Annotated in this window: 17 protein-coding genes; 12 read left to right on the top strand and 5 right to left on the bottom strand. The window is 49.4% G+C overall.

Features of this window, described 5'->3' with window-relative positions; all coding sequences use genetic code 11:
- Positions 1-12: 12 nt before the first annotated feature.
- The 4 genes from GWG06_RS18305 (at position 13) to GWG06_RS18290 (ending at position 5,050) form a co-directional block, all read left to right on the top strand.
- Complete coding sequence (locus GWG06_RS18305) at positions 13-1,044, top strand: FecR family protein (RefSeq protein WP_160714959.1); 1,032 nt, start codon at positions 13-15, stop codon at positions 1,042-1,044.
- An 82-nt stretch (positions 1,045-1,126) separates the two neighbouring features.
- Positions 1,127-3,760 carry a TonB-dependent receptor gene (locus tag GWG06_RS18300; RefSeq protein WP_160714957.1) on the top strand — a complete coding sequence of 878 codons (2,634 nt, stop codon included), beginning with the start codon at positions 1,127-1,129 and terminating at the stop codon, positions 3,758-3,760.
- A 3-nt stretch (positions 3,761-3,763) separates the two neighbouring features.
- The gene (locus tag GWG06_RS18295; RefSeq protein ID WP_160714955.1) at positions 3,764-4,627 is read left to right on the top strand and encodes a DUF4249 domain-containing protein; all 864 of its coding nucleotides are present in this window, start codon (positions 3,764-3,766) and stop codon (positions 4,625-4,627) included.
- A gap of 36 nt (positions 4,628-4,663) precedes the next feature.
- Positions 4,664-5,050: a DUF5946 family protein gene (locus tag GWG06_RS18290; protein WP_160714953.1), complete on the top strand. Its 387-nt coding sequence runs from the start codon at positions 4,664-4,666 to the stop codon at positions 5,048-5,050.
- Positions 5,051-5,173: 123 nt separating this feature from the next.
- Here the strand turns inward: GWG06_RS18290 and GWG06_RS18285 are convergent, their stop codons facing one another.
- The 3 genes from GWG06_RS18285 to GWG06_RS18275 all read right to left on the bottom strand — a co-directional run bounded on the left by GWG06_RS18285 (position 5,174) and on the right by GWG06_RS18275 (position 10,550).
- Positions 5,174-6,913: an amidohydrolase gene (locus GWG06_RS18285; protein WP_160714951.1), complete on the bottom strand. Its 1,740-nt coding sequence runs from the start codon at positions 6,911-6,913 to the stop codon at positions 5,174-5,176.
- A 356-nt stretch (positions 6,914-7,269) separates the two neighbouring features.
- Complete coding sequence (locus GWG06_RS18280) at positions 7,270-7,647, bottom strand: hypothetical protein (RefSeq protein ID WP_160714949.1); 378 nt, start codon at positions 7,645-7,647, stop codon at positions 7,270-7,272.
- A gap of 353 nt (positions 7,648-8,000) precedes the next feature.
- Complete coding sequence (locus tag GWG06_RS18275; RefSeq protein WP_160714947.1) at positions 8,001-10,550, bottom strand: Ig-like domain-containing protein; 2,550 nt, start codon at positions 10,548-10,550, stop codon at positions 8,001-8,003.
- Between the two features lie 426 nt (positions 10,551-10,976).
- On the opposite strand from GWG06_RS18275, the gene GWG06_RS18270 reads away from it, so the two are divergent.
- The gene (locus GWG06_RS18270) at positions 10,977-11,948 is read left to right on the top strand and encodes a dimethylarginine dimethylaminohydrolase family protein (protein WP_160714945.1); all 972 of its coding nucleotides are present in this window, start codon (positions 10,977-10,979) and stop codon (positions 11,946-11,948) included.
- Here GWG06_RS18270 and GWG06_RS18265 read toward each other — a convergent pair whose 3' ends face one another.
- Both GWG06_RS18265 and GWG06_RS18260 read right to left on the bottom strand, forming a co-directional pair.
- A complete protein-coding gene (locus GWG06_RS18265) occupies positions 11,949-12,464 on the bottom strand; it encodes a GNAT family N-acetyltransferase (protein WP_160714943.1) in 516 nt (171 codons plus the stop codon). It abuts the gene before it with no gap.
- 174 nt (positions 12,465-12,638) lie between these two features.
- Positions 12,639-13,208, bottom strand: coding sequence for an RNA polymerase sigma factor (locus GWG06_RS18260; protein WP_158631636.1), 570 nt, complete (start codon positions 13,206-13,208; stop codon positions 12,639-12,641).
- Positions 13,209-13,395: 187 nt separating this feature from the next.
- Here GWG06_RS18260 and GWG06_RS18255 point away from each other — a divergent pair, with 187 nt between their 5' ends.
- The 7 genes from GWG06_RS18255 to GWG06_RS18225 all read left to right on the top strand — a co-directional run bounded on the left by GWG06_RS18255 (position 13,396) and on the right by GWG06_RS18225 (position 25,806).
- Positions 13,396-14,379: a FecR family protein gene (locus tag GWG06_RS18255; protein WP_160714941.1), complete on the top strand. Its 984-nt coding sequence runs from the start codon at positions 13,396-13,398 to the stop codon at positions 14,377-14,379.
- Between the two features lie 46 nt (positions 14,380-14,425).
- Complete coding sequence (locus GWG06_RS18250) at positions 14,426-17,875, top strand: SusC/RagA family TonB-linked outer membrane protein (RefSeq protein WP_160714939.1); 3,450 nt, start codon at positions 14,426-14,428, stop codon at positions 17,873-17,875.
- A 10-nt stretch (positions 17,876-17,885) separates the two neighbouring features.
- Positions 17,886-19,250 carry a RagB/SusD family nutrient uptake outer membrane protein gene (locus GWG06_RS18245; RefSeq protein WP_160714937.1) on the top strand — a complete coding sequence of 455 codons (1,365 nt, stop codon included), beginning with the start codon at positions 17,886-17,888 and terminating at the stop codon, positions 19,248-19,250.
- Between the two features lie 11 nt (positions 19,251-19,261).
- Complete coding sequence (locus tag GWG06_RS18240; RefSeq protein WP_160714935.1) at positions 19,262-20,443, top strand: TlpA disulfide reductase family protein; 1,182 nt, start codon at positions 19,262-19,264, stop codon at positions 20,441-20,443.
- 236 nt (positions 20,444-20,679) lie between these two features.
- Positions 20,680-21,252: an RNA polymerase sigma factor gene (locus GWG06_RS18235; RefSeq protein WP_160714933.1), complete on the top strand. Its 573-nt coding sequence runs from the start codon at positions 20,680-20,682 to the stop codon at positions 21,250-21,252.
- Positions 21,253-21,348: 96 nt separating this feature from the next.
- Complete coding sequence (locus tag GWG06_RS18230) at positions 21,349-22,326, top strand: FecR family protein (RefSeq protein WP_160714931.1); 978 nt, start codon at positions 21,349-21,351, stop codon at positions 22,324-22,326.
- Between the two features lie 42 nt (positions 22,327-22,368).
- Entirely contained in the window at positions 22,369-25,806 is a 3,438-nt protein-coding gene (locus tag GWG06_RS18225) for a TonB-dependent receptor (protein WP_160714929.1), read from the top strand.
- The last annotated feature ends 13 nt before the right edge of the window (positions 25,807-25,819 follow it).

Raw genomic sequence — 25,819 nt, 5'->3', positions numbered from 1 at the left:
AAACAACAGCATATGAGTCATCCTGATCAACATATCATCCGTCAATTGCTTGAAAGGCACGCGTTGGGCATCTGTACGCCCGAAGAACGTGCTATATTGGAAAGATGGTATGCATCATTTCCCGGCGAAGGTCCTGTATTTCATGACCAGACCGAAAAGCAGGAAGTGAAGGCATCGTTGAAGGCAGGAATTTTCGGCGCGCTTCAGGCAACAACTTCTGACATAATAACGTTACCGCTGCCGCAGGAACAGGTACATACAGCAGTTGCAGACAATGCTGCGCCGGGTAAACGGGCTTTCCGGCGCATGTACTGGCGTGCGGCTGCGGCTGTACTTATCCTGCTGGCGGCCGGTACGTTCTTTTATGTACAGCGTCAGCATCCGCAACCCGTTTCCTATACTACGGTAAGCGCTCCGGCAGGCGGTAAGGTGTACCACCTGCAGTTGCCCGACGGATCTGCCGTATGGCTGCAACCTGGGTCAACGATCCGTTATGCGGACGGGTTCGGGAAACAACGCCGGGAGGTGCAGCTGGTAGACGGCCTGGCTTATTTCGCAGTAGTGCCGGCAGCAACACATCCCTTCCTTGTCAGCGCCCCTTCCGGTATTAAGGCAAAGGTGCTGGGAACGGAATTCAGCGTAAAAGCCTATAACGGCCTCCCCTCCATAGAGATCTATGTGGAGAGTGGTAGCGTGCAGGTGGCAGACAGTAGTCAGACGCTGGGCATCCTGACCGCCGGCCAGCACCTGGAATATCGGCAGGTAACGCAGACGGCTACACGCTCTGAAGGCCATCTGGACGACTGGCGTCGTGGAAACCTCACCCTGCAGCATGTTTCGTTCGCTGAAGTAGCCCGCATTCTGCAGAACCGTTACCAGGCACAGGTAATATACGACGCCACCCGCATGTCGCCCTACCGCTTTAACCTGCAGATTAGCGGCAACGCTACCCTGGAGGAAACGCTGGAAATGCTGAAAGCCCTGAGCGGAATGACTTATAAGCTGAACAACCGCCAGGTAACTGTTACCGGCATACAACAATAATCATTCAATTACCTATCAGCAACCCGAAAGCAGCTGCAGATGCGGCAGGGGAGACTAATGCCCTTTTGTTAAACAAAAAACCATGCAACGATTTCTATCTATTCTGTTACTGATATGCTGGCAGGCAACTGCCGCACAACAGCAGGAAATAAAACTCACTATAAACATCCCCGCTACCTCGCTGGAAAACGCGATTAAGCTGCTGGAGCAGCAGAGCGGCCTCCACTTCTCGTATGAATATACGCGGATACAGGGCATCACCGTAAAAGCGCACAGCTATAAGGATCAGCCGCTGGCCATCATCTGCCGCGACCTGCTGAAAGGTACCACGCTGATGTATAAACGCATCGGGAACCAGGTGATCATCGGACCGGCTTTTAAAAACGACCGCACACTCAGTGGATATGTGGAGGATGCAGTCTCCGGCGAACGGCTGATCGGCGTTTCGCTGGCAGCGCCGGAATTTCAGGCAGGTACTGCCACTAACGCCTACGGCTTTTACAGCATCACCGTACCGGCAGATTCTATCCGGCTGCAGTTGTCATACCTGGGGTATCAGCGACTGGATACGGTAGTAGCCATCAATAAAGCCGAAGCTGTTACCTTCCGGCTGAAGGCCGCCAACAGGCAGCTGGGAGAGGTGACGATCCGCGGGGGACAGGCAGAGAAAATTGAGCATGCTGTTCAGATGAGCCGCATGACTATTACCAGCGCTATGGTACAGGCTATGCCGCGCCTGCTGGGAGAACCGGATCTGCTGAAATCCCTGCAGCTGATGCCTGGCGTAAAGCAGGGAACAGAAGCTACCAGCGCTTTGCTGGTACGTGGCGGAACGCCCGACCAGAACCTTATCCTGCTGGACGGCGCCCCGCTGTATAATCCCATGCACCTGATGGGATTGTTCTCTACCTTCAATACCAGCATCCTGAAAGATGTAACGCTGTATAAAGGCGCTTTTCCGGCGCGTTACGGCGGGCGGTTGTCTTCTGTGATCGACGTTTCTACCAAGGACGGTGATATGCATAAAATGCACGGCGATTTTTCCATAGGACTGCTTTCAACCCAGGCTACCCTGGAAGGACCTATCAGGAAAGGGAAAACTACATTCGTCCTCTCCGGACGGAGATCTTACCCGGACCTGGGCGCTAAAATCTATCTCAATGCCGCCGGCGACGGGCCGGAGAAGTTCAAACTCAACTTCTACGATCTCAATGCCAAGCTGCATCATAAATTTTCTGACAGAGATAAGATTTACCTGAGCTTCTATACCGGCCGCGATCAGATGTTTACAAAGCATCGTTACACGGACGATGCCAACATGAAAGGGAATGCAAACCCGGATTATTATCTCACAGATGCGGGCGCCTATGCAGGCAATATCTCCGGTACTATCCGCTGGAATCACGTCTACTCGCCTAAACTCTTTTCCAACGTGATGCTCATTGGCAGTGACTATTATTTCCGCTCTGTATTTTCACAGGAAGGACGTAATCAGGATAAAGGATATACAGATTATCAGCAACTTAAATCTGGTATCCGGGATTACGGAGCCAAGGCAGATTTCGAATACCAGCCCGTTCCGGCACATGCCATCAGGGCCGGTGCTGATATCATGCTGCGCAGATTTACACCAGGCACGCTGAGAACCAGGCAAACAGATCAGGAGGTGGTAACGGCCGATTCCATCAATAACAACCGTGATATCTACGGTACAGAAATCAATCTCTATGCAGAAGATGAATGGGAGCTGAGCCAGCGACTAAAAGTTAATGGCGGCCTGCATTTCAGCGCTTTCTATGTAGAAGGGCGTTCGTACTATTCCCTGCAACCCCGTCTGAATGCACGTTACCTGCTGCCGGGCAACTGGGCACTGAAAGCCTCCTATTCCCGCATGACACAATACATTCACCTGCTGGCCAATAATTCTATTACGCTCCCGACAGATTTATGGGTGCCGGTTACCGACAAGGTAAAGCCGCAGGATGCAGACCAGTTTGCATTGGGCGTCGCCCGCAACCTGTTTAAGGATAAGTTTGAATTCTCCGTGGAAGGCTACTATAAAAAGATGCACGGTGTGATCGAATACAAGGAAGGAGCAGACTACCTGACCAGTAGCAAGGGCGATACCTGGCAAAGCCAGGTGGCTGCGGGTAACGGGCAATCATACGGTGTGGAATTGCTGCTGCAGAAGAAAAGCGGCCGCCTTACCGGCTGGCTGGGGTATACGCTGGCCTGGGCCAACCGTAATATCCCGCTGGTCAACCGGGGAAGGGACTTTCCCTATAAATACGACCGCCGTCATGATCTGCATATCGTTGCAGTTTATAAACTGCGTAAAGGCATTGAGCTATCCGGCTCCTGGACATTGCAGAGTGCTTCGCCTTTCACCATCCCCGTGGGAATATATGAAAAAGCCGGCCTGCCGCTGTCTGCGCACGAATCGTATTACCCGCAGCCACATGTACAGGAAATCAATACGCGCAACAATATGCGTCTCCGGCCTTATCACCGGTTAGATCTCGGCATCAGCTTCATCAAGTATAAAAGGAACGGATTGATCAGAACCTGGAATGTCAGTGTACTCAATGCCTACAACCAGTTTAATCCCTTCTTCTATTACGTCGATAAGTTCGAATATGAGAAGGCAAGGGTAAGCCTTAACGCCATTAATCTGATACCCGTTATGCCCAGTATTTCTTACAGCCTGAAATATTAAACAATGAAAATAAAGTTATTACTGTTGCTGGCACTGACTGCTGCCGGCTGCACCAAAAAAATAGATGTAAATTTCCCCGATCAGACCAGTAAACCGGTACTTAATTTGCTAATGGTAAAGGACAGTTTGATGGAGGCGCGGGTGACCCTATCCGGTTATATGAATAAATCGAATGACTTCCCCGCAGTGGAAAATGCAGTTGTAAAGCTGTATGAAGATGGCATATTCCGGGAGGAAATGACCAGGTTGACGAAAGACGAGAAGGTCGTCTATATCAGTACCGTAAAAGTGCGGACAGGAGTAACATACCGGGTGACGGCAGCTATTCCGGGTTATCCCGAAGCTGAAGGCAGTGACGTGGTGCCTGAGCCGGCAAATGCAGGAGAGATAAAGCTGAAGCTGATTCCAACCAACGGTTTTTATCCAAAGGCCAATATCACAGTAGAGCTGCATGATAGGGCCGGAGAAAAAAACTATTACCGGATAAGATTGCTGAACGCATACAAGTTTGATAGTAACGAAGGCCCGCGGGAATACAGGTATGCTTTTAAATTTACCTCCGGCGATCCGCGTGACGTAATATTTGGTACCAAAGACCGGTATGAATTTTTTACGGATGATGCCTATTTCGATGGCCAGCGTGCAAAATTCATATTCGTTTCCGGCGCCACCGGTGATTTCAGAAGGGTGATGGTAGAAGTAACCACGCTCACCTATAACAGTTACAACTACCTGTTCAGTGCCTTTATGGCACATGAAAAAAATGATGATCCGCTGGCAGAGAAAGTAATTGTATTCAATAATATTGTACACGGACTGGGCGTTGTAGGAGGCGCCACAAAACAGGAATACATTGTAACACCATAAACGAAATATCCCTTAAAACAACTTAATCTGCTCAAAATGCGACAGTTAAAAAAGATGATATTGTGGAAAGAAAAATTTGCAGATTGTTTATCCGTTGAATTTTCCAATCCCGTTTACTTTGAAGCGCATCATCTGCTGGTCACTGCCTACATGCTGCAGTCCGACGGCTACAGTCCTGAGTATCAGCCGGAAGCCCTGAAGCTGCTGGAAGAATTTCTCTACTTCAACGCAGCGCCTAACCACATCATCATCCGGAACAGGTACGCAGGTTTCTACGGCAACATAGAAAACAATGGCGAAAGAAACATTGACCGCTATAACTGGAACCTCGACATTTTAAGTGTCAGCACCCAAACCGCCGACATCTACCGCCAGGATGTCAGGCGTTGGGCTGCGGATGTACTACAGGTGATGAAAACCTGAATAAATTCAATTATGAATTAAGAATTAAGAATGATGAGTTAAAGCGAAGATCAGAGCAGATATGTAGAAAATTATCCGCTCTGATCTTCGCTTTAACTCATCATTCTTAATTCATAATTGAATTTATTCATTATCATATACCAGCACTCCATCCTTAAATACTCCTTTAACTCCGATATGTCGCTGGTCGTCGACAAGCGGGTCACCTTTCAGGAGTACCAGGTCGGCGCGTTTATGGAGTTTAATGGAGCCTTTGCTCTGTTGTTCGTCCCATTGGATGGCGGCGTTGATGGTGATAGCTTTGAGGGCTTCGTAGGCGGAGATGACCTGATCGGAGCCCAGTACAACGGTGCTGTCCATGAGGGTGCGGCGATGAACGGCACTCCAGACGGCAGTTAATAAATCCGGCGGTGTTACCGGTGCATCCGTGTGTATGGTGAATACGAGGTTGTTGTCAAGGCCCTGCCGGAGTGGACTGATATGATTGGCTCTGGCTGCGCCCAGAACTGTATCGCGGTGCCATAGTCCCCAGATATAGCAGTGGGTGGGAAACCAGCTGGGCATGATGCCTGTGCGCTTTATATGCGGTACCTGGTCTTCCCGGCATACCTGGCCATGCACCATTACATTGATCATATCTTTGGTGATGTAAGGCTTCAGCGTATCAATGAGGCGTAAGCCTTCATCAATGGCAGCGTCGCCGTTGCAGTGCATATGTACCTGCATGTTGAGCGTATCCGTCACATAGCGGAGGTAATGGTACAGCTGCATATGGTCATAGATGGGATGGCCTTTAAAGCCCGGCTTTTCACCGAGTGGTGCATTGACATACGGATCTTTCAGCCAGGCTGACCTGCCCTGCGGAGAGCCGTCCAGCGTAAATTTGACTGCACCTATCTTGAAATGTTTATCGTATTGTTTGTAGTAGGTTTTCCATTGTTTCAGCAGCTCTTTGTTGGTGTCAAAATCCGGCAGCACAATGAAATCACCTCTGAGCCGTCCCAGTTTATTGGCGGTTTGTACCAGTTGTATGGCAGCCGGACTGGCACGTCCTTCACACAGGGTGGTGATGCCATAGGCGAACCATTCCTTTTCTGCGCGCTGCAGTTTCCGGAGGGATTTCTCCAGGGCTTCCTGCTCTGATTCTTTTGGCATCAGATGTTGCGCGATATATATCATAGCGCCTACGTTGGCATTTTCAATCAGCAGGCCGGTAGGGTTTCCGTTGGCATCGCGGACAATTGTGCCACCTGCCACCGTGGTATCGGGATTATCAAATCCCAGCAGGTGCAGCAGCTTTGAATTGGCAACTCCCATATGTCCGCTGACATGTTCAATGAATATGGGGCGGTCTGCCGATACCTGGTTCAGCTCTTGTACCGTAGGATGGCGGCGCTCTCTGAGGCGGGAGTCATCATAGCCATTTCCCATGATAATAGTGCCCGTATCCGGGCATTTACGCAGGCTATCCTTCAGTTGCTGCAGCAGGGTGTCAATGGTATTGGTGTGCCCGTACGGCAGCGGGTTCAGATCTACCGCATCATAGGTACTGGTGTACTGCACGGCGTGGGCATGTGCATCAATGAATCCGGGCATCAGTGTTTCCCCTCTGGGAATTTCATACACTTTGGTAGTGGTGGTCCTGTACTGCAGCGCAGCATTGTTGGTGCCGGTAAAAATTATTTTTCCGCCATTCACAACGATGGCATCCACATAAGCAGGGCTCTTGCCTTCCATAGTAAGGATTTTGCCGCCTTTAGTAGTAAATATCCGCTGGTCCGATCGCTGCGTATAGCCGCTGTAGGGTATGCTGACCAGCAGTACGCTGCATAGCAGCAGCGCAAAAGTCAACCGTGTTTTCATAGCATATGTTTTATAAAAGGAAAAAGCCGGGGGAACACTTTCAGGCCAGCAGGTAAAAGCTGTAAATATGGTCTGTGATCCATTCTTCCGTTAAAGGATGAAAAATAGCGGTCATCTGAGGAAATAATTTCATTAGCTGCTTTTATATGGTTATCAGGAGAACAAGTTTAGAGGGAAAAGGTTCAGTGAGAATGAATAATTATAAATTACGAATTACGAATTGCGAATTACGAATGTAGAAGCGAAGATGAAAATGAAGATTAAAGGTGATATTTAATACTTATCCTCTTTAATCTTCATTTTCATCTTCGCTTCTACATTCGTAATTCGCAATTCGTAATTCGTAATTCTCAACTTTATCTATTACAATCAGCCGTCCATGTCCTTCCGTCTTTGGTATAACCTATCACCAGTTTATCTTTATTGATAGTGATAAGGCCGGTGCCGGACGATCCTATGTTAACCATGGTATTGTCATCCTTACGTTGAAATTCAACACCGGTAAGATCAGGAATGCCATCAGAAAATCTGAAATCATACCGGGTACCTACTTTGGTAACAAACACGCTGCCGCTCTCCGGTTTAATATTTTTTTCATTGTCATTGTAAGTAATTTTTCCTCTGAAAGTACCGGCAAAGACGTCTACGTCTGCGGGATCTGTGTCTTTACTGCAGGCAGCAAACAGTAATGCAGGAATCAGTAATACGCCAAGAATTCTCAGAATCGATTTCATATGTTCAGATTTGGGTTACAGAAAATGATTTCAGAGACAGACAGGCAATCGCTGTACCAAAATGTGCGGATATGCTTGTAAATGCTTGTAAATGTTGAGTTTGTATGGTTTAAATGTGTGCATATTACATGAAATGCAAGTGGGTGAACCGATCCCCAAAATGTACAGATATATTCCTTATTTGGTTATTTAGTTATTTGAGATTTGGTTATTTAAAATGCAGCGAAGACTTCCGCGGAAATCTTCGCTGCATTTTAAATAACCAAATCTCAAATAACTAAATAATCAAATAAGGAAATCTTCGCTGCATTTTTAAATAACCCAATCTCAAATAACCAAATAACCAAATAAATTCATCGTTTAAGGATGATGGTGGTGGTGAGTGTTTTTCCGGACAGGGTGCGTACCTGTATGATGTATGCGCCGGCGGTAATGCTGGATGGCAGATGAATGGTGTTGCTGTTCAGCATGGTACGGAAAACAGGTTTCCCGTCCAGGCTGTTGACAATGGCTATGCTGCCTCTCAGGTCTTCTTTCAGCTGCAGCTGAATAATGCCGTCAGTCGGATTAGGATATACCAGCAGTTTTTCCGTTGGTGTCCTGTGGTGGACAGATGGCTGAACGGGAACTTTTTCTGTTGCCGGTGAAACGGCCGCAGCAGCGCGATCAGCAGGGTTGCTGGTCAGGAAATAGGAGTGGTAGAAGTCACTGATTTCGGTGGCATTCAGCGCTCTGCCATAGATATATACTTCATCTATGCGTGCATCTATCGGATAGAACTCATCCTGATCCACATATGCACCCAGGCCAAAGAAGTCGGTAGACAATCCCTGGTAAAGGATGTTGCCACTCTGGTTGGTAGAGCTGCTATAGAGCGTGCCATTCAGATACAGCTTCATGGTAGTGTTATCGTAAGTAGCCACTACATGATACCATTGGTTGTTCAATACCGTTTGCGGACCCGTCAGATAAAAAGCGCTGCTGTTGTTGGAGCCTCTGAGATAGAACTGCAGGCTGTTATTCCTGTGTCCTACAGCGAAGCCATATTCATTGGAAAGATTATCCTGCAACGCGCCGTTAACGACCATCGGGAAGTTGCCGCTGCTGAATTTCTTTACCCAGTAAGAAACGGTTAATGCCTGCCTGGGTAGTATGGAGGAAGCGTTGACGCCGGATGTAATCGCTACAAAGGCGCTGGAGAATACGCCTGCCCTGTTGCAAACATTATCCTGTACAAACGGTACCCCGCCTGTGGCCAGCGAGCCGTTATGCCCGTTACCGGATTCATCGTCGAGGTTGCCGGAGAACCTGTAGATAGCCAGCGCCCCCGATGGCGGAGTGGCGCAACTGATGACAGATACATACACGGCTTTCCTGGTAAGGCTTTCACAGCCATTGCTTTCCAGTCCGGCATAGTAGTAGGTGGACGCTGACGGCGCCACTTTATATGGATTGCCGGCATACAGCAGCGTTCCGCCGGTGGAAGCATTGTACCACCTGATATTGCCGCTGCCGCTGGCAGTAAGGTTTACGGAATCGCCGGGATGGATGATGATAGTGTCCGGAGCGGAGGGCGCCGGCAGTTTCCTGCTAACCGTAAAGGAGTCCCGTATGGTAATGGAAGTACATCCGTTCAGGGTGCTGATGGTTTTTACATATACATCGGCACGGGCATTCAGCACATTGTTCAATGCCGGTGCATGAATGGTGTCGCCGTACTGTAAGAAGGAAGTGTCCTGTACGGACAGGCCATCCGCATATTTCAAACGTACCTGATATACTACGTTGTCCTGATGATTGGCAATAGGGATATTGGCTGGCTGACAGGCCACACCCAATGGCGGTATCAGTACTGCAATCGCGGGAAGGGGCTTCACGATTACAGTTACCGGCTGGCGTGCCGCGCTCACGCAACCGTTGCTGTTGAGGGCATCCACATAGAAGGTGGCAGAAAGCGGCAGGTTGTGTATGACAACCCTTGGTGCGCTGATTTCCGGCGAACCGCCCGTAGCTGTCAGGTACCAGCGGAAAGTTACATTGGCCGGCGCTATAGCCTGCAGCACAACACTGTCACCATAACATACCGATACGGTGTCTTCCGCAAGTGTGGGTATGTCCGGCCGGGAAACCACGGTAACGGTATCGGGTGTACGCTGACTGAGGCAGCCACCATTGTCAGCTTCTGCATAATATACTGTAGTGGCAGCGGGGCTGACTTTAAAAGGGCTGCCGCTGCCCAGCAATGTTCCGCCGGCAGCGCTGCTGTACCACCGGATGCCGGGACCGCTGGCAGTGAGGGTAGCGGTATCTCCGGCGCAAATGGTGACAGGAGAATTCACCACCGGTGCCGGTGGCGCAAGCGATTTGCGGTAAGCATAATACAGCCGGAAACTGTTCAGCAGGCCTACCAGTGTGCTTTGCAGACTTACCTTCACACGGTCAAATTTTGCAGCAGGTTTAAGCGTAACCTCGGCGCGGGTGTTGTTGTCTAATAATCGCAATACGCCGGAGTACACAACGGTGGCATCATTGTTGGAAATGCTGCCGTTGAAGGTCTCTACTGTAATGCCGCCAAACAGGCTGGCAGACAATACCGGGTTGCTGCTGCCGATGCCAACTACCAGCGAGTCGCAGCCGGCATTGGCAGATGCCGGAAAAATCAGTGTCTGTTCCACACTGACGCCGAGCAGCCCGACATTAATCACAAAAGTGGAGTAATCATTCAGGTTGCTATTAACAGCATTGTCAGGATTACTGACACCACATAAAATGCATAGCCCGTTCACCTTGTTGGTTTGGATAGTAGCATATGTCTTTTGTCCGTAGCTCTGCACCGGCAGTGCTAAAACGGACAAAAGCCAACATAGCAGCAGGGCTGTTGATCTGAGGGATAAGGGTTTCATAAAAGGTAGATTTAGAGAATAAAAAAAGATTTAAGTGTGAAAAATAGGGTGCCTGCAGGCATGACTACAGAAGGGTCATCCCTGATTTGAAAAAATAGAAAGTGTAGGGTATTATGGATACAAACAATCATCCGTTGTCAGAATAGTCGTGCAAAAGCAGCAGCGGAAGGAACATTTAACTGGTTACTGATCCGGCCGACAAAAGATATATAAAGCATCCGGGTTAATCTCTGTAAAGCTACTTACACCGTCTGCACCTGAACAGCAGCTTATACAATCAGTATCTGTCCGTTACATTTCATACTTCATGATATGAAAATCAGGCAGGTCAATACTCTTTTTCTGATACAGGTACAAGAATTTTTTTCAAACATTTTTACTGCAGGAAGGTTTATTATAACAACATCATCATCTGAAGATAATTTTATGATTTATGTAGAAAATGAATATGCCCGGTTGCAGAAAGTTGTGCTGGCAGCATCTGAATTCGGATATCCGGAAAAGGTGCGTACAGACGATCTGCGGTTCCTTGCACCGGAAGCCGTTACGGATAATGAAAACAGCAAAGGGAAAGATTTCCGTGAGGTGCATCCGGAGCTGCAGCAGCGCTGGGAGCAGGAAAGGAATGCCCTGGAGCAGGTGCTGCTGAAATATGGTGTGGAAGTATTGCGCCCGCGGATGCTGACCAGTGCTGAGAAGCAGGCAGGCGGAGAAGATGGTTACGCCAATTTTTTTGTGCGTGATCCTTTCTTTACGGTGGGCAATTGTGTGATAGAAGGCTCCATGCGTTTTCTGCACAGAAGGGGAGAAGTGCTGCCTGTCAGGAATATTATGCAGGCGGCAGTGTATCCGGAAGATTGTTACTATGTAGCTACACCCCGCCCGGAAATAGCGCAGCCGGATGATCCTTCACTAGGCCCCGGTCCTTTCCTCGAAGGCGGAGATGTGATCGTGATGGGCAACACCGTACTCGTCGGAAATTCGGGCCTGGCTTCCAATGCGCTGGGCGTGCAATGGCTGAAGAAATTCCTGGGTAAGCAGGGTTATACGGTGGAAATGGTCCGGCTGCATCCCAACATATTGCACCTGGACTGTGCGCTGGGCCTGATACGGAAAGGGCTGATGGTGGTATGTCCGGATGCCTTTCCAGATGGTGTGCCGGCGGTGCTGCATGACTGGGAAAAAATTCCCGTTACCCTGGAAGAAGCCTCTATATTGGCTACCAACGGGCTGCCCGTTTCTTCGGAGGTGTATATTACTGACCCGGTTTTTAGTGGTGTGGGAGAGCGGATAGCTGCGCACGGCGTACAGGTGCAGTACATCGATTTCCGTATCAGCAGGAGCTTCGGCGGTTCTTTCCGATGCAGCACGCAGCCCCTGCTGAGAAAAGATGATTAGCTACCGGCTGCTGGTAATTTTATATACCAGGCTCCATTCCTGTCCCGGCACATCGTCCAGCCGGCCGGTCAGCACCATGCCGCTTTTCTCCAGCACATGAATAGACGGTTTGTTGACCGGTCTTACTATCGCAAATACTTCCGGCAGCCGCAAGGTGTTGAAAGCCGTATCGATGGCATGCTTCGCCATTTCTGTGGCATAGCCGCGCCCCCAGGAGGCCTCCCGGAAACGGTATCCCAGATTCAGCCTTTCATCAGCACCATACATCTTGTATTGTATGCCGCCGAAACCGATCACATCTTCGGGATGCTCTGTGGTGGCTACCGCCCAGGCACCGAAACCGTAAGCTGCCCAATGGGCAATCGTCTTCTCTATATTTTTTTCTGCTACCTCGATGCCGGTAATAGGTCCGAAAGGATTGTACAGGTTGGTCTGCGGATCAGCAAAGATGTCATAATAACGTTGTACATCTGCGGTGGTGGGCTGTCTGTATATAAGTCTGCTCTCCTGTATCATTGGTGGATAGTCATTTTTAATACCATGGAATGCGCTGTAAAGTTCTGCGCCGGATAGTAAAAGTATTAAAGTCCGCTAACAGGCCGGCTATAAATTTATTGATAGTGGTATAGAAACTATATATAATTTGTTGTAGGGAAATAAGAAATGTCTATGTAGTGCGCAGCATGATGTTCAGGAAAATAATAACACGAGCAGGATGAGTACTCCTTCCCGCAGGCGTTTGAGGGCTTTGCGCATGTGTTGTTCTACGGTATTGACAGATATACCCAGCGCAGCGGCGATTTCATTGTTCGACATATTTCTTTCGCGGCTCAGCAGGAATACGGTTCTGCATTGCTGGGGGAGATCCATGATTTTCTGCCGCATGGATTTTACCAGGTCGGCATGATAGAGGGGCAGGGAGGGATCTTCTGTGGTAGTAGGCTTATGCTGCATGGCGGCAGCGGTGTGCTGCTTGCTGATGAGGGCCTTGCGGAAATGGTCATATATTTTGTTCCGCAATATAATCTGCAGATAGGCGGGAATATTTTCGATGCGGTGATCCTTGCGGTGATAGAAGGCCAGCATGCTTTCCTGCGCCAGTTCTTCCGCCAGGAAACGATCCCTGGTTTTATGGTAGGACGTAGTGACCAGCAGCGGAAAGTATCTCCGGTAGATCTGTGCAAACGCTTCTTCGTCACCGCTTTCCCAAAGCGATAACAACTGTTGGTCTGAAATATCTGTGTGATGTACGCTCAACATTTTCTCCTCAGCGGTTCGGGCTAAAGATATAATAAAATGCAGGTAAAAAAAATCTTGATACGGACTAACGGTTCTGCTGTGTTCATGCGTCATATCAACAGACTGTCTTCAGATGATGTAAAAAAATATTTGTTGACGGAGTAACGGTAAGGCATCATTGCTTCGTCCTTACTTATATCAGGTGTTTATGCAACAGGAAGAATTAAGGCAAATACTGGAGAAATATCATGCCGGGCAATGCAGCCAGGCAGAGGAGGATGCATTGCACGCCTGGTATGCCTCCCTGGGTGATACGGACACTGCGCCGGAATGGGATGTACAGCAGCCGGACTATCTCAGGGATAAATACAATGAGTTTACACTGCGTGCCCGCCGTACCGGCAGGTATCGCTGGTTATACCGGGCTGTGGCTGCTGCTGCCGTGACAGCCGGCGTTTTCATTACGGCTGGTTATTTCCGTACCGCCCGCCGCCCCGTGGCCTATCATACTACCGTGGTAAAACCGGCAGTTACAGCGCCCTTACCCGGAATGAACGAACCGGTAGCTTATGACCGCCATCTACAGCTGCCGGATAGTTCTGTTGTGCTTCTGCGCGCAGGCAGTACGCTCACGCTGGCAGAAGCTTTCAATCAGCAGGCAAGAAGAGTGGAACTCAGTGGTGAGGCTTTCTTCGATGTCCGGACCAATGCCCGCAAACCATTTATCATCAAAGCTGCCGGCGTATATACCTATGTGCTGGGTACCACCTTTAATATTAAATCAGAAACCACTACCGGTCATGTTACCGTTACTGTAGCCAGCGGAAAGGTCAGAGTGGAGAATGAAAACAGGAAAATAGCCATCCTGACAAAAGACCAGGAGCTGGTATGGCAGCAACCCCGGCCGGAAATCCCGGCAGCGGTACAGCTCAATACTGCCCGCAAGGTAACCTGGATAGGCAGGGACCTGCTGTTTAATGATGTAAGCCTGGAGGCTGTCTGTAGCAGACTGGCAGCACGCTATCAGCTGCAGATGTCATTCGACAGGCAGGTAGATACCTCCAGAAGAGTGACCATCACCGATGCATTTTACGGAACTGAATCCATCAACGAAATATTAGACATTGTATGCACCACTTTAGGGTACACTTATACTGTCAACGATAATCATGTGACTATATCGGGAATGTAATTATCCATTTACCGTATTTCAAAAATCAACCAAACCAGCCTTTATCATGAGGAGAGTATGCCTGTTGCTATTACTGGCCATGCATGTACTGATAAGTCATGCCCAGCATTTACAGAAAATTATCAGCCTGTCTGCGCAAAACCGCCCGTTGGCGGAGCTGCTGACAGAAGCCGGAAAGCAGGCGGGGTGTAAAATTTCTTTTCCTGTACAGGAAGTGAACGAATGGAAAGAGGTAAGCATACATGCTGTCAGCAAACCATTGGGAGAAGTCATCCGCCAGATGCTGGATAACACCGGCCTTGATTACAAAACGGTGGCTGGAACCATCGTGGTATTCAAAAAAACGAGCCCCCTGCTGCAATCCGGTCCTGTAGTGCACCTGCAGGGGATAGTCAGGAATGAAAACGGATTGCCGCTGCCTTATGTTACCGTGCAGGTGAACAGCTCCGGTATCATCACCAATAACACCGGCGCCTATACGTTGCGGAACGTGCCGGTCAAAGCTATGGTGAGAATATCATGTGTAGGCTATGATCCGGTATCTGTTACCGCAGATGAACTGTCGGGTATGAAAGAAGTGGTGCTGCGCGCCGGCAGGCATAACCTGGGTGTGGTGGAAGTCAGCACCGCCTATCAGCGCATACGCCCGGAGCAAAGTACCGGCGCCATCGCGGCTATTACTACCAAAGAGTATGAATCCCGTATCAGTACCGACTTCCTCTCCGGTATACAGAACAAATTGCCGGGGGTGCTGATTAACAATGACCTGAAATTTGAGAATAATGCCCTGTTTCAGATCAGGGGTCTGTCTACTATCTCTGCCAACAAACAGCCGCTGATTGTAGTAGACGGTTATCCTACAGAGTTATCGCTGGATGCGATCAACCCTAATGAGATAAAATCCGTGACAGTGCTGAAAGATGCAGCTGCCGCCACCATCTATGGCGTGCGTGCCTCCAACGGCGTTATCATCATCGAACGTAAACAGGCAGAAATAGGCCGTACCAGGTTTGCACTTCGCACCACCATGGGCATTACCGGCAAGGAGAATTACAGCACCTACCGCCTCGGCGTCAATAATGCAAAGCTGAACTACCTGCGCGACAGCTACAAAGATGGCGCAGATATACCGGTAGACTGGGATTACTATAAAAACAGGTATTCTATTTACCAGCCGGGATATGAAATATTGCTGGACAAAAAGGCGGGGCTTATTACGCAGGACCAGCTGGAGCAACGTTTCGCGGCGATGGGCGCATATGATAACGCTGCGGACTACAGCCGGCTGTTTCTCCGCAACGCCTTCACCCAGCAGTATGATATGAATATCTCCGGAGGTACGGAACGCGCTACCTATTATGTTTCCGCCAACTACACCGGCAACCGTGCCGCTAAAATCAATAACAGCAACAACCGCTTTTTACTGTCAGGCCGCGGTACCTACCGGTTTAATAAACGCCTGTCCCTGGAACTGACTACCGACTACCTGGAAACAAGCGGCAAAGTAGCGCCTGTGCCGGATTTTATGAATGTATACGGTTATGAGCGTTTCAGAGACAACAATGGTAATCCTGCCGCTATTTTTCAGGGCTCCGGTATGAACCCGGTATTCAATGATTCCATCAAGAAACTTGGTCTTTATGATAACCTGGCCTATCCGCTGATTGATGTCAATGAAATCAGCGATCTCAATAAATCTGTCAACAATAAGATCATCGCTAATTTCAGCTACCAGATAGGACATGGATTCAGTCTGCGTTTCGGAGGTATCTATGAGAACTCCCGCAATGACCTGAAACATTATGCCAGCGAGCGGTCATCAGAAGCGAGGCAGTATGTAAACCAGTATGCAGAGCAGGGACCCACGGGCATTATCTTCAATATTCCTATGGGCGGATATATTAACCAGACAGGTATCAATACCCTGAGTTATACGCTGCGCGCTCAGCTGGATTATAATAAAGTCATCAGCAACCAGCATTCCTTCAACTTTATACTGGGTGCGGAAAACAGGAAGGTAACTACAGAATCTTCTTCCAGCGCTACTTTCGGGTATAACGATCAGACCTTGCTGCAACTGCCGGTTAACTACGGAAGAATATTCACCGGTTACTGGGTATCGCCGTTTGCCGGCGGTAACCCGCGTCTCAGCTATGAAAGGCTCTTCAATAAAGGATTTACAGACGATCGCTTCGTGTCCGGTTATTTCAATGGCGTATATGCCTTCCGGGGTAAATACTCAGTTTCCGGAAGCGTACGTATCGATCAGTCCAATCTGTTCGGTACAGATCCGAAATACCGCTATAAACCGCTGTGGTCAATGGGTGCTGCGTGGAATATAGACCAGGAAAAATTCCTGCATAATGTCCGCTGGATAGATGCGCTGAAGCTGCGTGCTGCCTATGGGTTTAACGGGAATACCTCCAAAGCCAGTATCCCGCAGATTGTTGCGAAGTATGCGAGTAACCTGAGAACGTCGCCGGCTTCCACTTCCCTGGACCTGGCCTCCATGGAAAATGCCGCCCTCCGCTGGGAACAGACGCAGAACCTGAATGCGGGACTGGATTTTCGTTTCGTAGGAAGAATTTACGGTAGCCTGGATTACTATCTCCGCCAAAGTAAGGACCTGCTGGCCTCCTCCCAGATAGATCCCACCAAAGGCGCCAGCAGTGCTGTCCTCAACGCCGCTTCTATCAGAAACGACGGCGTGGAACTGAACCTGCATGCCGACTGGATCTCGCGCAGAGGCTTTAACTGGAATACAGGTCTGGCTATCTCCCGCAACATCAACAAAGTGCAGGCGCTGTATGTCAACAACAAACAATTCTCTTACAACTTCCTCTCCAACAACTATGTAGTGGGCTACCCGGTAGGCGCTATGTTCAGCTACCGCTATGCCGGGCTGGATACCACCGGCCTGCCGCTGATGTACGATGTGAACGGAAAAATCAAACGGCCGGGATATGGCGTACTGGATGAAGGTTTCAACGACCTGGTATATAACGGCAACAGCATCCCCGCTATCACAGCCGGTTTAAGTAACCGCGTGGACATCGGTAATTTTTATGTGTACTGCATGATTGATTACTACGGCGGATTTAAAACCAGGGTGCCTTCACCGTCTGTTTACGCTACACGCCCCCTGGAAGGAAGCGAGAACTATTTCCGTAAACCCGGCGATGAAAAAACGACGGATGTGATGGGATTGTATCCGTATGCCATCTATAATAACTACCATACCTATGTCTACAATTATGCAGACAAGTATGTGGTCAACGGCGCCTATTTTGTATTACGCGATGTAACCGTGTCCTACGACTTCCGTAAGGTGAAGAAGATCCGTCAGATGGGCTTCTCCAGCTTTGAACTGAAACTGCAGGCCAGCAACCTGCTGACAGTAGGACTTAACAAATACAATTACAGCGTGGCTACCGGCAGCTTCGCCCGCAGAAAGCTGGTACCTACATTTACCATCGGCTTATTCACCAATTTCTAAATGACGAACCATGAAAAAAATCCGGATTATATACATACTGACAGGATTGGTGATGACCGCCGCTTCCTGCAAAAAATACCTGGACGTACCGCCTAAGGGAAAAGTAATACTGACCAATGTCAGCGACTATGATTTGTTTCTGAACAGCCAGACGCTGACAGCCAGTGGTGCACGTGAGCTGAACCTGCTGTCAGATGAATCCGATGCGCCAGCCATGCCGCAGGTGCCAGACAGACCTGAAGACCTGGTATATCTCTGGACCAGCCAGTATACCAACGATACGAAGGTAGATCCGTTGTTCTGGGGCAGGCATTATGCCAATATCTACCGCTTCAATGCAGTGCTGACCGGTATTGAGCTGGCAGGCAACGGCACGGTGGAGAGTAAAAAAAGGATTCGCTCGGAAGCCTTGCTGGGACGTGCTTTTGAATATCTCTACCTGGTGAACCTGTATGCGAAGCCTTACAATGCCGCTACCGCCGCTACTGACCTGGCCACGCCTTTCGTGACTTCTACGGACTTATCCGCCCAAACACCTCCCCGCAGTACTGTTGCGGATATCTATAATCGTATCATCACAGATATCAACGAAGCCCTGCCGGGGCTACCGGCAAACAATGCAGGTAGCCGCTTCAGAGGCTCTGTGGCAGCAGGTTACAGCGTGCTCGCCAGAACTTACCTGTATATGGGACGTTACAGCGACGCCGCAAAGTATGCTGCACTGGCGCTGGGTGACAAACCCGTTCCGCTCATCGATTATAATACGCTGGCTTCCGGGAAAGTTATTCCGGGCATGGCGCAGCGGGCAGTGGAGATATATGCGCGCTATTCTACCAACGCATCCTACACTGAAATTCCCACCCTGGATTTTCTGAAGAAGTTTGATACCAGCGACCTGCGCCTGCGCTTCTTTTATACTAAACTGGAAGATTTCAGCTTTAAGAAAAGAGGCATCAGCTTATTTGATCCTAATGCCGCCGTTGTGCAAAGCTATGGCACATCGGTAGAAGAAATGAAACTGATTATCGCGGAAGCTGCCGCCCGCAGCGGAGATATTCCGAAAGCGCTGGAGCAGCTGGATGATATACGCAGATGCCGTATCCGCAAAGATAAATGGGCAGCACTGACAGCCGGCAATAAGGAAGAAGCCCTGCAGCTCGTTATACGTGAACGCGGCTTTGAGCTGGCCTTCCGCGGTTTCCGCTGGATAGACATGCGTCGCCTGAACGCGGAAGGAAAGATGCCAACAGTATACCGCTACGGAGCTGATAATGCTATCCGTGCTACCCTGGCTCCGAAAAGTCCGAGGTATACGCTGCAGATACCGCTGAGTGTACTATCCTTCAATCCGGAGATGCCCATGAATGAAGAATAAAATAATATGCCATGAAGAAAATTTGTATAGCCATATGTCTGCTGCCGCTGCAGACAGCCATCGCACAGCAGTTTACGCTGAAGGGCAGCGTACAGCAGACCACCTATGCTGTCAGTGATTTTGTCTACCTGACCTATCGGCAGCAGCACAAAACCATCCTTGACAGCTGCCGCCTGGAGGGAACAAAGTATCATTTCAGCGGACAGCTGCAGTATCCTGCAGAAGCAAAATTGTACCTGAAGGTCGCCGACAGTACGTTACAGTATTACAATACCACGCATTTCATAAAACCGTTTGAATGTACTTTTTATTTAGATGCTGGCAGTCTTACCGCCACCAGCAAAGAAAACCTGTATGAAACCATCATCAGCGGATCTGCTGCGCAAGACGACCGGCAGCAGCTGCGTAAAGAGTTGCATGAGATCAATGACAGGGCAGATGCAGCCTATGGTAAGGAGCGTGAAGCAGCCTACAAGGCAAATGACAAGGCCGCCATTGCCATCGTGTCCCGTAAGATGACGGCTACCGGTGAAGAGGAAAAAGCAGCACAGCTACGCTTTATACAGCAGCACCCGAAAACCGGTATTATGCTGGATCTGCTGGCAGAATATACCCGCACTAAAATAGATCCTGCCGTAATAGGACCTGTATATGAACAGATGCTGCCTGCACTGAAAGCATCGCCGGAAGGAAAAGCCTATGGCATAAGGCTGGAGAAAGCACGCAAGATTGCAACCGGCATGCCGGCGCCGCCCGTTGTGCTGAAAGACAGAAACGGCAAAACCATCCGGTTGTCTGACCTCCGCGGAAAGGTAGTGCTGCTGGACTTCTGGGGCAGCTGGTGCTACCCGTGCCGGATGACGCATCCGCACCTGCGGGAAACGTATGCGCGTTACCGTGATAAAGGTTTTGAAATACTGGGCGTGTCCAATGAAAGAGGCGATACTGCTACCCGCTACGCCAAATGGACCAAGGCACTCGATGAAGATAACATGACCTGGCTCAATGTTATCAATGAAAATACCAGCACCGAAAAAGATAAAGGCGTACTGGACAACTACGATGTGAAAGCCTTCCCCACCAAATTCCTGATCGGCCGCGACGGACGTATTATCATTAAACTGGTAGGTAATACGCCACAGAATAATGAGGAGCTGGAAGCGCAGCTGAAAAAAATGATGGAAAATATTTAGTTGTAAATTACGAATTACAAATTGCGAATTACGAATGTAGAGGCGAAGATTAAAACGAAGATTAAAGGAGATAACTATTAACATCTCTATTAATCTTCGTTTTAATCTTCGCCTCTACATTCGTAATTCGTAATTCGCAATTCGTAATTCCCAACCAAACTCCCCCAGAATTAATAATTATATAAAACGCTTCCTTCTCCGCCCTCACTACCTTTGCCTGTCAAAATCCCCCTTTTATGAATGCTGTTCAGGAAATGGAATGGTTCCGCCGGATAAAGCAGGACGACGTGCAGGCGTTCAACCTGTTATTCAACAGGTATTGGGAAAGGCTTTATTTATTTGCTTACAGAAAGATACAATCAGAAGACGACGCCAAAGATATTATACAGAACATTTTTATTACCTGCTGGCTGAAGCGGCATCAGATCGATATACAGACCTCCGTGGAGGCTTACCTGTTCAGCATGACCCGTTATGAACTGTTATCGTTTATCTCCCGTTCTATCAAATTAAAAGAGAAGCTGGACCTGCTTACTCAGGTGATATTACCGGCATTTGAGGAGCCGCTGTTACCGATGGAAGCCAGGGACATAGATCAGCTGGTGAAACAGGAAGAAGAGAAGCTGCCGGCCAGGATGAAACAGATATTCAGGATGGCCAGGGAGCAGAATCTTTCTATCCGGGAAATTTCGACTCAGCTGCAGTTATCGGAACAGAATGTCCGGAACCAGCTCAATACCGCTATCACCAAAGTCAAGATAGGGCTTGGAGAAGTTGTACTGGCGGCTATTTTCATCAGTCGCCTCTAAGCGTAACCATCCTTTTTTCCGTTGTTAACAATTTCGTAATACAGTCAGGCTAGTTAAAGTAACGCGTTTCCTACGCATGTAGATAAGCGTAGTTATATGAAATTATCTGAACTGGAAATTCTGATTGACAAATACCTGGCAGGAAAAGCTGCTGCAGAAGAAAAGCGATTGGTAGAGCGATGGCTCGACGATCCGGAAGATGGCCGTGAAGCGCTGTCGCCGGACAAAAGAGCAGAACTGGCTCAATACTTCCGGAGCAATATCCTGGCGCGTATCAGCGCCGGGGAGCGTTTACCGGAGACGCCGCCGCTGCGTATTGCTCATCAAGGAAACAGAAAGCGCTTCCTGAGAATTGCCGCTGCGCTGCTGTTTGTTATCATCTCTGCTGCCATCATCCGGCGTCTGCTGCCGGCATATCAGCATACATCACCTGCCTATACTACCATTACTGCCGGCAGCGGCAGCGTTACCCGCTATGTATTGCCGGATGGCTCAACAGTAAGCCTGTTCCCCGGTTCCTCCATTCATATCCCCGATCATTTTAACCTGTCCGACAGAAAAATAAAAGCCAGCGGAAGAGTTTACTTTGAAGTGGTGCCTGATGAAAAAAGGGCGTTCTACGTTATTTCCGGCGCGTTGGAAACGCGCGTGTTGGGAACCTCTTTTGAAGTAAATACCTTATCCGGTACACGCCCGGCGGTGGTAGTGCGCACCGGTAAGGTAGCCGTTTCCTGTAACGGCCGGCAGCTGGCAACGCTGCAGATGAATAAACGTATCTGCGTTGACGTATCTGAGCAAGTGCCCGTTGCCCGTGTAGACAGTGTGGATGCTGCCGGCATCTGCAGCTGGTGGAACGGTCCGCTGGCATTCAGTCAGACGCCGTTGCCGGAAGTATTGCAAACGCTCAGTCAATGGTACAGCATTCCGGTAACCCTGCATCATGAAAGATGGGCATCTGAAAAGATAACCATGCAGATTGAAGCGGGCTTGCCTGCCGCAGAGGCCATGCGTCTGCTCTCCGGTATACTGGGTTGTCAGTACCGCATCACCGGGCAGCAGATTATTATCTACTGACGGAACCATACATCCAACAAATAAACTGTAGAAACAATTATAATGCAGCACAAAGAAATTATCAGGCATTTTATTTTCATTTTTTTGGCGGCCATGTTCATGTTGCGGGTACATGCACAAACAACGCAACGTATTCAGCTGCGGAAATCCACGCTGACAGTAGCTGAACTGGCAAAGTCCATCGAATCGCAAACCAGTGTCCGCTTCTCCTATGGAAGTGAAGTGATGGGAAAGTTAACGGAATCGGTGAAATTCAATTCGCTGTCTGTTTCGCTGCAGGAGGTGCTGGAAGCCATCCGGATGCAGACCGGTATTCAGTACAGTATTTTTTCTCCCGTAAAAATTATCCTGAAAGCAGATGGTAAGAAAGAAATACAGCCGTCGCCGGCCGGCAGCAGTATTGTTGTTAACGGTGTTGTAACCGATGCAGAGAATGGTTTTCCGCTGCCCGGTACTACCGTAGTTACCATTGATTCCCGTAAAGGAACAGCCACCAATGAGAAAGGACAATTCAGTCTGCCCGGTGCAACCGCCAATGCAGTCCTCGTTATCAGCCATGTAGGCTACGACCGCCGGGAGGTGGCGGTATCCGGCAATACCTTTCTGAACATTAAACTGGTGCAGACTAAAAACAAACTCAGCGAAGTAACGGTATCGGCTGTACGAAATCATAATACCGATGCTTCCCTGCTGTCGGAACGGAGAAAATCGGCGGTTGTTTCCGATGGCATCTCCGCCCAGCAGATAGAAAGAACGGCCAGCGTGACCACCGTACAGGCCCTGCAACGTGTTACGGGTGTATCTGTAACGGACGATAAGTATGTAGCGGTACGCGGACTCGGTGACCGCAGCGTGATTGCAGAATTGAACGGCGCACGGCTTTCCTCTGCAGACCCCGACCGGAGCGCCGTGCCGCTGGACCTTATTCCTGCCGGCCTGCTGGACAATATCACCGTATACAAAACACTTTCCCCGGACAGAGCCGCCGATGCTTCCGCAGGTATCGTGGAACTGAAAACAAAATCAGTACCCACACGCCGCACGCTGGAAGTCATTGCCCAGGCGGGCTTTAACTCCAACATCGGGGTAAACGGAAAATACAATGGATTCTATAATGATAATACCGGCTTCTGGGGACAGCAAGTAAAAAAACATGGGCTGCAGGACGACTTCATGCGTTTGTCTGCACAATATCCCGGCGGATTGATTCAGATGCAGGACCTTTTTATTCAGAGCCGTAATAACCCGGCCATGGCGCAGGAAGCTATGCGCATCAACAGTATCATGCAGCGCATTGATCCCGTACTGACCACCAGCTACAGGAAGGCAAGTCCCAATCAGCTGTACGGTATCTCCTTCGGTGATTCCTACAAGGTGTTCAATGGGCATAAGCTGGGCCTTGTGGTCAGCGCCAATTATTACCAGCGCTATGAAGATATCTATAACGCAGAAAGAAATCAGTACAGCCTGTATCAGGGTGTGGTGACGGGCTCCCCCCGGATTTTCAACCAGCTGCATATTCCGTCTTTCATCACACCGGCATATCCGCGGCTGGGGCATTACATCGGGTATAATGAAAATACGGGCAAGCGGACCATTAACTACGGCGGACTAATAGGCGTTGCCTATCAGTTCAATCCGCGGCATGTACTGCAATTCCAGTTTGTAGGCAGCCGCGGGGCAGAAGCAATCGCCAGCAACCTGACCGGACAGTGGAAAAATACAGGGCTTAATTACCCGGTGTATAATGTCATCAATCAGCTGAAATTAACTTATCGCTCCTTTGATACCTACAACCTGCAGGGTGAACATAAGCTGCTGGATAAGGAATGGTCGCCGCGCATCACGTATAATCTCAGTACATCAAAAACGGTGCAGGATGAACCGGATTACCGCTCCAGCAACTACGCGGTGATGCGTTCGGCACAGCAGATAACACCCGGCGGCGCGGGCATAGGAACGGATACCTATGCGTTTGTAACCGGTCTTACACACGGACTGGGAAACGATTATTCCAGCGCCATTATTGCAGACCCCAACGGCAGGCAGTACCGGAAGCTCTACGAAGATAATTACAATGCCAGGGTAGACCTGACACAACCCTTTACTGTAAAAGGTTTACAGCAGGTGATAAAAATCGGTGGAGCATTTCTCAGAAGAGAACGCGATTACCGGGAGAATATACTGGGATTACCCGGCAGCAGTCTGGGGGGCGGCGGAGATCTGCTCACCGGCGTAAAGGGAGATATAGACCGCCTGGTATCCACGCGTTACATCGGGCTGAAAGATCCCGGCGCCTATGATGAAGAAGGGCAGCCGCGGGCAGGCGGCTTTCTGTACCAGATCAAGAAGTCGCCCAATAATTACACCGGCTCCTATGAAACGAGGGCATTCTACCTGATGGCAGATGTACGCCCGGTTTCCCGCCTGCGTGTAACCGGTGGCGTGAGGTTTGAGTCAACCGTGATTAAAGCGGCCGTAGATACCAGCCAGGTGTATATGCCGCCGGCGCTGGACCTGATGACCAACCTGCCGGGCGTTAAAATACGCAACCTCACCGACAGGCCGTTTTCCAACTATACTGTGGATTATAAGCCTTACTATTCCGCCAACATCACCTATGCAGTTACCGGCAGCATGAATGTGCGGCTGGCTTACAGCACTTCGCTGGCACGGCCGGAGTTGCGGGAGCTGACCAACATCTATGCCTTTGATCCGTTTCAGTTTGCCGTAGTGGGAGGGAACCCGGGGCTGGAGAACCAGCTTACGCGCAGCCTGGACTTTCGCTGGGAATGGTTTACGGCGCCGAATGAAGTGCTGGCGGTATCTGCTTTTTCAAAATCTATCCGCCACCAGCTGCAGAAAGTCTTTAACTATAAATCGCAGGGAACATTGTCTACCTCGCCGGAATTTCCGCTGATCAATTTTCAGAATGACCCGAACGAAGGCCGTGTGTATGGTCTTGAATTTGAACTGCGGCGTAACCTGGGGTTTATCGCACCGCGTCTGAAGTATTTTTTCTTTAATACCAATATCATGATGGCGGTGAGCCGTATTGATAAAAATCCGCAGCGTCTGGAAGCCTCGCGTATCAATGACCGGCGCTCACCAGCCACCAGTCCGGTATTTGAGCAGGCGCCGTATTCCATCAATACCGCACTGGATTACAGTAACCCGGCCACACAAACCAATATATCCTGCAATTTCAATATAGTCGGGGCAAGGCTGGTACAGGTGCAGCTGGATGGTACACCCGATATCTTTGACCGTCCCGTACCCGTCCTCGACCTGGTATTCACACAACAGTTAGGGAAATATTTTCTGCTGAAAGGATTTGCGAAAAATGTGCTGGACCCCGACTATAAGCAGGTATATACGAACGCCGGAAATAACGGCCGGTATCATGGCGCCACCTATGTCTACCGCCAGTACCGCCGTGGTGCTGAATTTTCACTGGGTCTTGCCTACAAAATTTTATAAGCTCATTTTTAAA

The sequence above is a fragment of the Chitinophaga solisilvae genome (genome assembly GCF_009928525.1).
Lineage (GTDB): Bacteria > Bacteroidota > Bacteroidia > Chitinophagales > Chitinophagaceae > Chitinophaga > Chitinophaga solisilvae.
Note: the sequence above shows the minus strand (reverse complement) of the source record. Positions and strands in the feature narration are given on the sequence as shown.

Bases quoted from the DNA above. Each gene is read 5' to 3' on its own strand.
- GWG06_RS18305 (WP_160714959.1), top strand. From the start codon at position 13: ATGAGTCATCCTGATCAACATATCATCCGTCAATTGCTTGAAAGGCAC.
- GWG06_RS18300 (WP_160714957.1), top strand. From the start codon at position 1,127: ATGCAACGATTTCTATCTATTCTGTTACTGATATGCTGGCAGGCAACT.
- GWG06_RS18295 (WP_160714955.1), top strand. From the start codon at position 3,764: ATGAAAATAAAGTTATTACTGTTGCTGGCACTGACTGCTGCCGGCTGC.
- GWG06_RS18290 (WP_160714953.1), top strand. From the start codon at position 4,664: ATGCGACAGTTAAAAAAGATGATATTGTGGAAAGAAAAATTTGCAGAT.
- GWG06_RS18285 (WP_160714951.1), bottom strand. From the start codon at position 6,913: ATGAAAACACGGTTGACTTTTGCGCTGCTGCTATGCAGCGTACTGCTG.
- GWG06_RS18280 (WP_160714949.1), bottom strand. From the start codon at position 7,647: ATGAAATCGATTCTGAGAATTCTTGGCGTATTACTGATTCCTGCATTA.
- GWG06_RS18275 (WP_160714947.1), bottom strand. From the start codon at position 10,550: ATGAAACCCTTATCCCTCAGATCAACAGCCCTGCTGCTATGTTGGCTT.
- GWG06_RS18270 (WP_160714945.1), top strand. From the start codon at position 10,977: ATGATTTATGTAGAAAATGAATATGCCCGGTTGCAGAAAGTTGTGCTG.
- GWG06_RS18265 (WP_160714943.1), bottom strand. From the start codon at position 12,464: ATGATACAGGAGAGCAGACTTATATACAGACAGCCCACCACCGCAGAT.
- GWG06_RS18260 (WP_158631636.1), bottom strand. From the start codon at position 13,208: ATGTTGAGCGTACATCACACAGATATTTCAGACCAACAGTTGTTATCG.
- GWG06_RS18255 (WP_160714941.1), top strand. From the start codon at position 13,396: ATGCAACAGGAAGAATTAAGGCAAATACTGGAGAAATATCATGCCGGG.
- GWG06_RS18250 (WP_160714939.1), top strand. From the start codon at position 14,426: ATGAGGAGAGTATGCCTGTTGCTATTACTGGCCATGCATGTACTGATA.
- GWG06_RS18245 (WP_160714937.1), top strand. From the start codon at position 17,886: ATGAAAAAAATCCGGATTATATACATACTGACAGGATTGGTGATGACC.
- GWG06_RS18240 (WP_160714935.1), top strand. From the start codon at position 19,262: ATGAAGAAAATTTGTATAGCCATATGTCTGCTGCCGCTGCAGACAGCC.
- GWG06_RS18235 (WP_160714933.1), top strand. From the start codon at position 20,680: ATGAATGCTGTTCAGGAAATGGAATGGTTCCGCCGGATAAAGCAGGAC.
- GWG06_RS18230 (WP_160714931.1), top strand. From the start codon at position 21,349: ATGAAATTATCTGAACTGGAAATTCTGATTGACAAATACCTGGCAGGA.
- GWG06_RS18225 (WP_160714929.1), top strand. From the start codon at position 22,369: ATGCAGCACAAAGAAATTATCAGGCATTTTATTTTCATTTTTTTGGCG.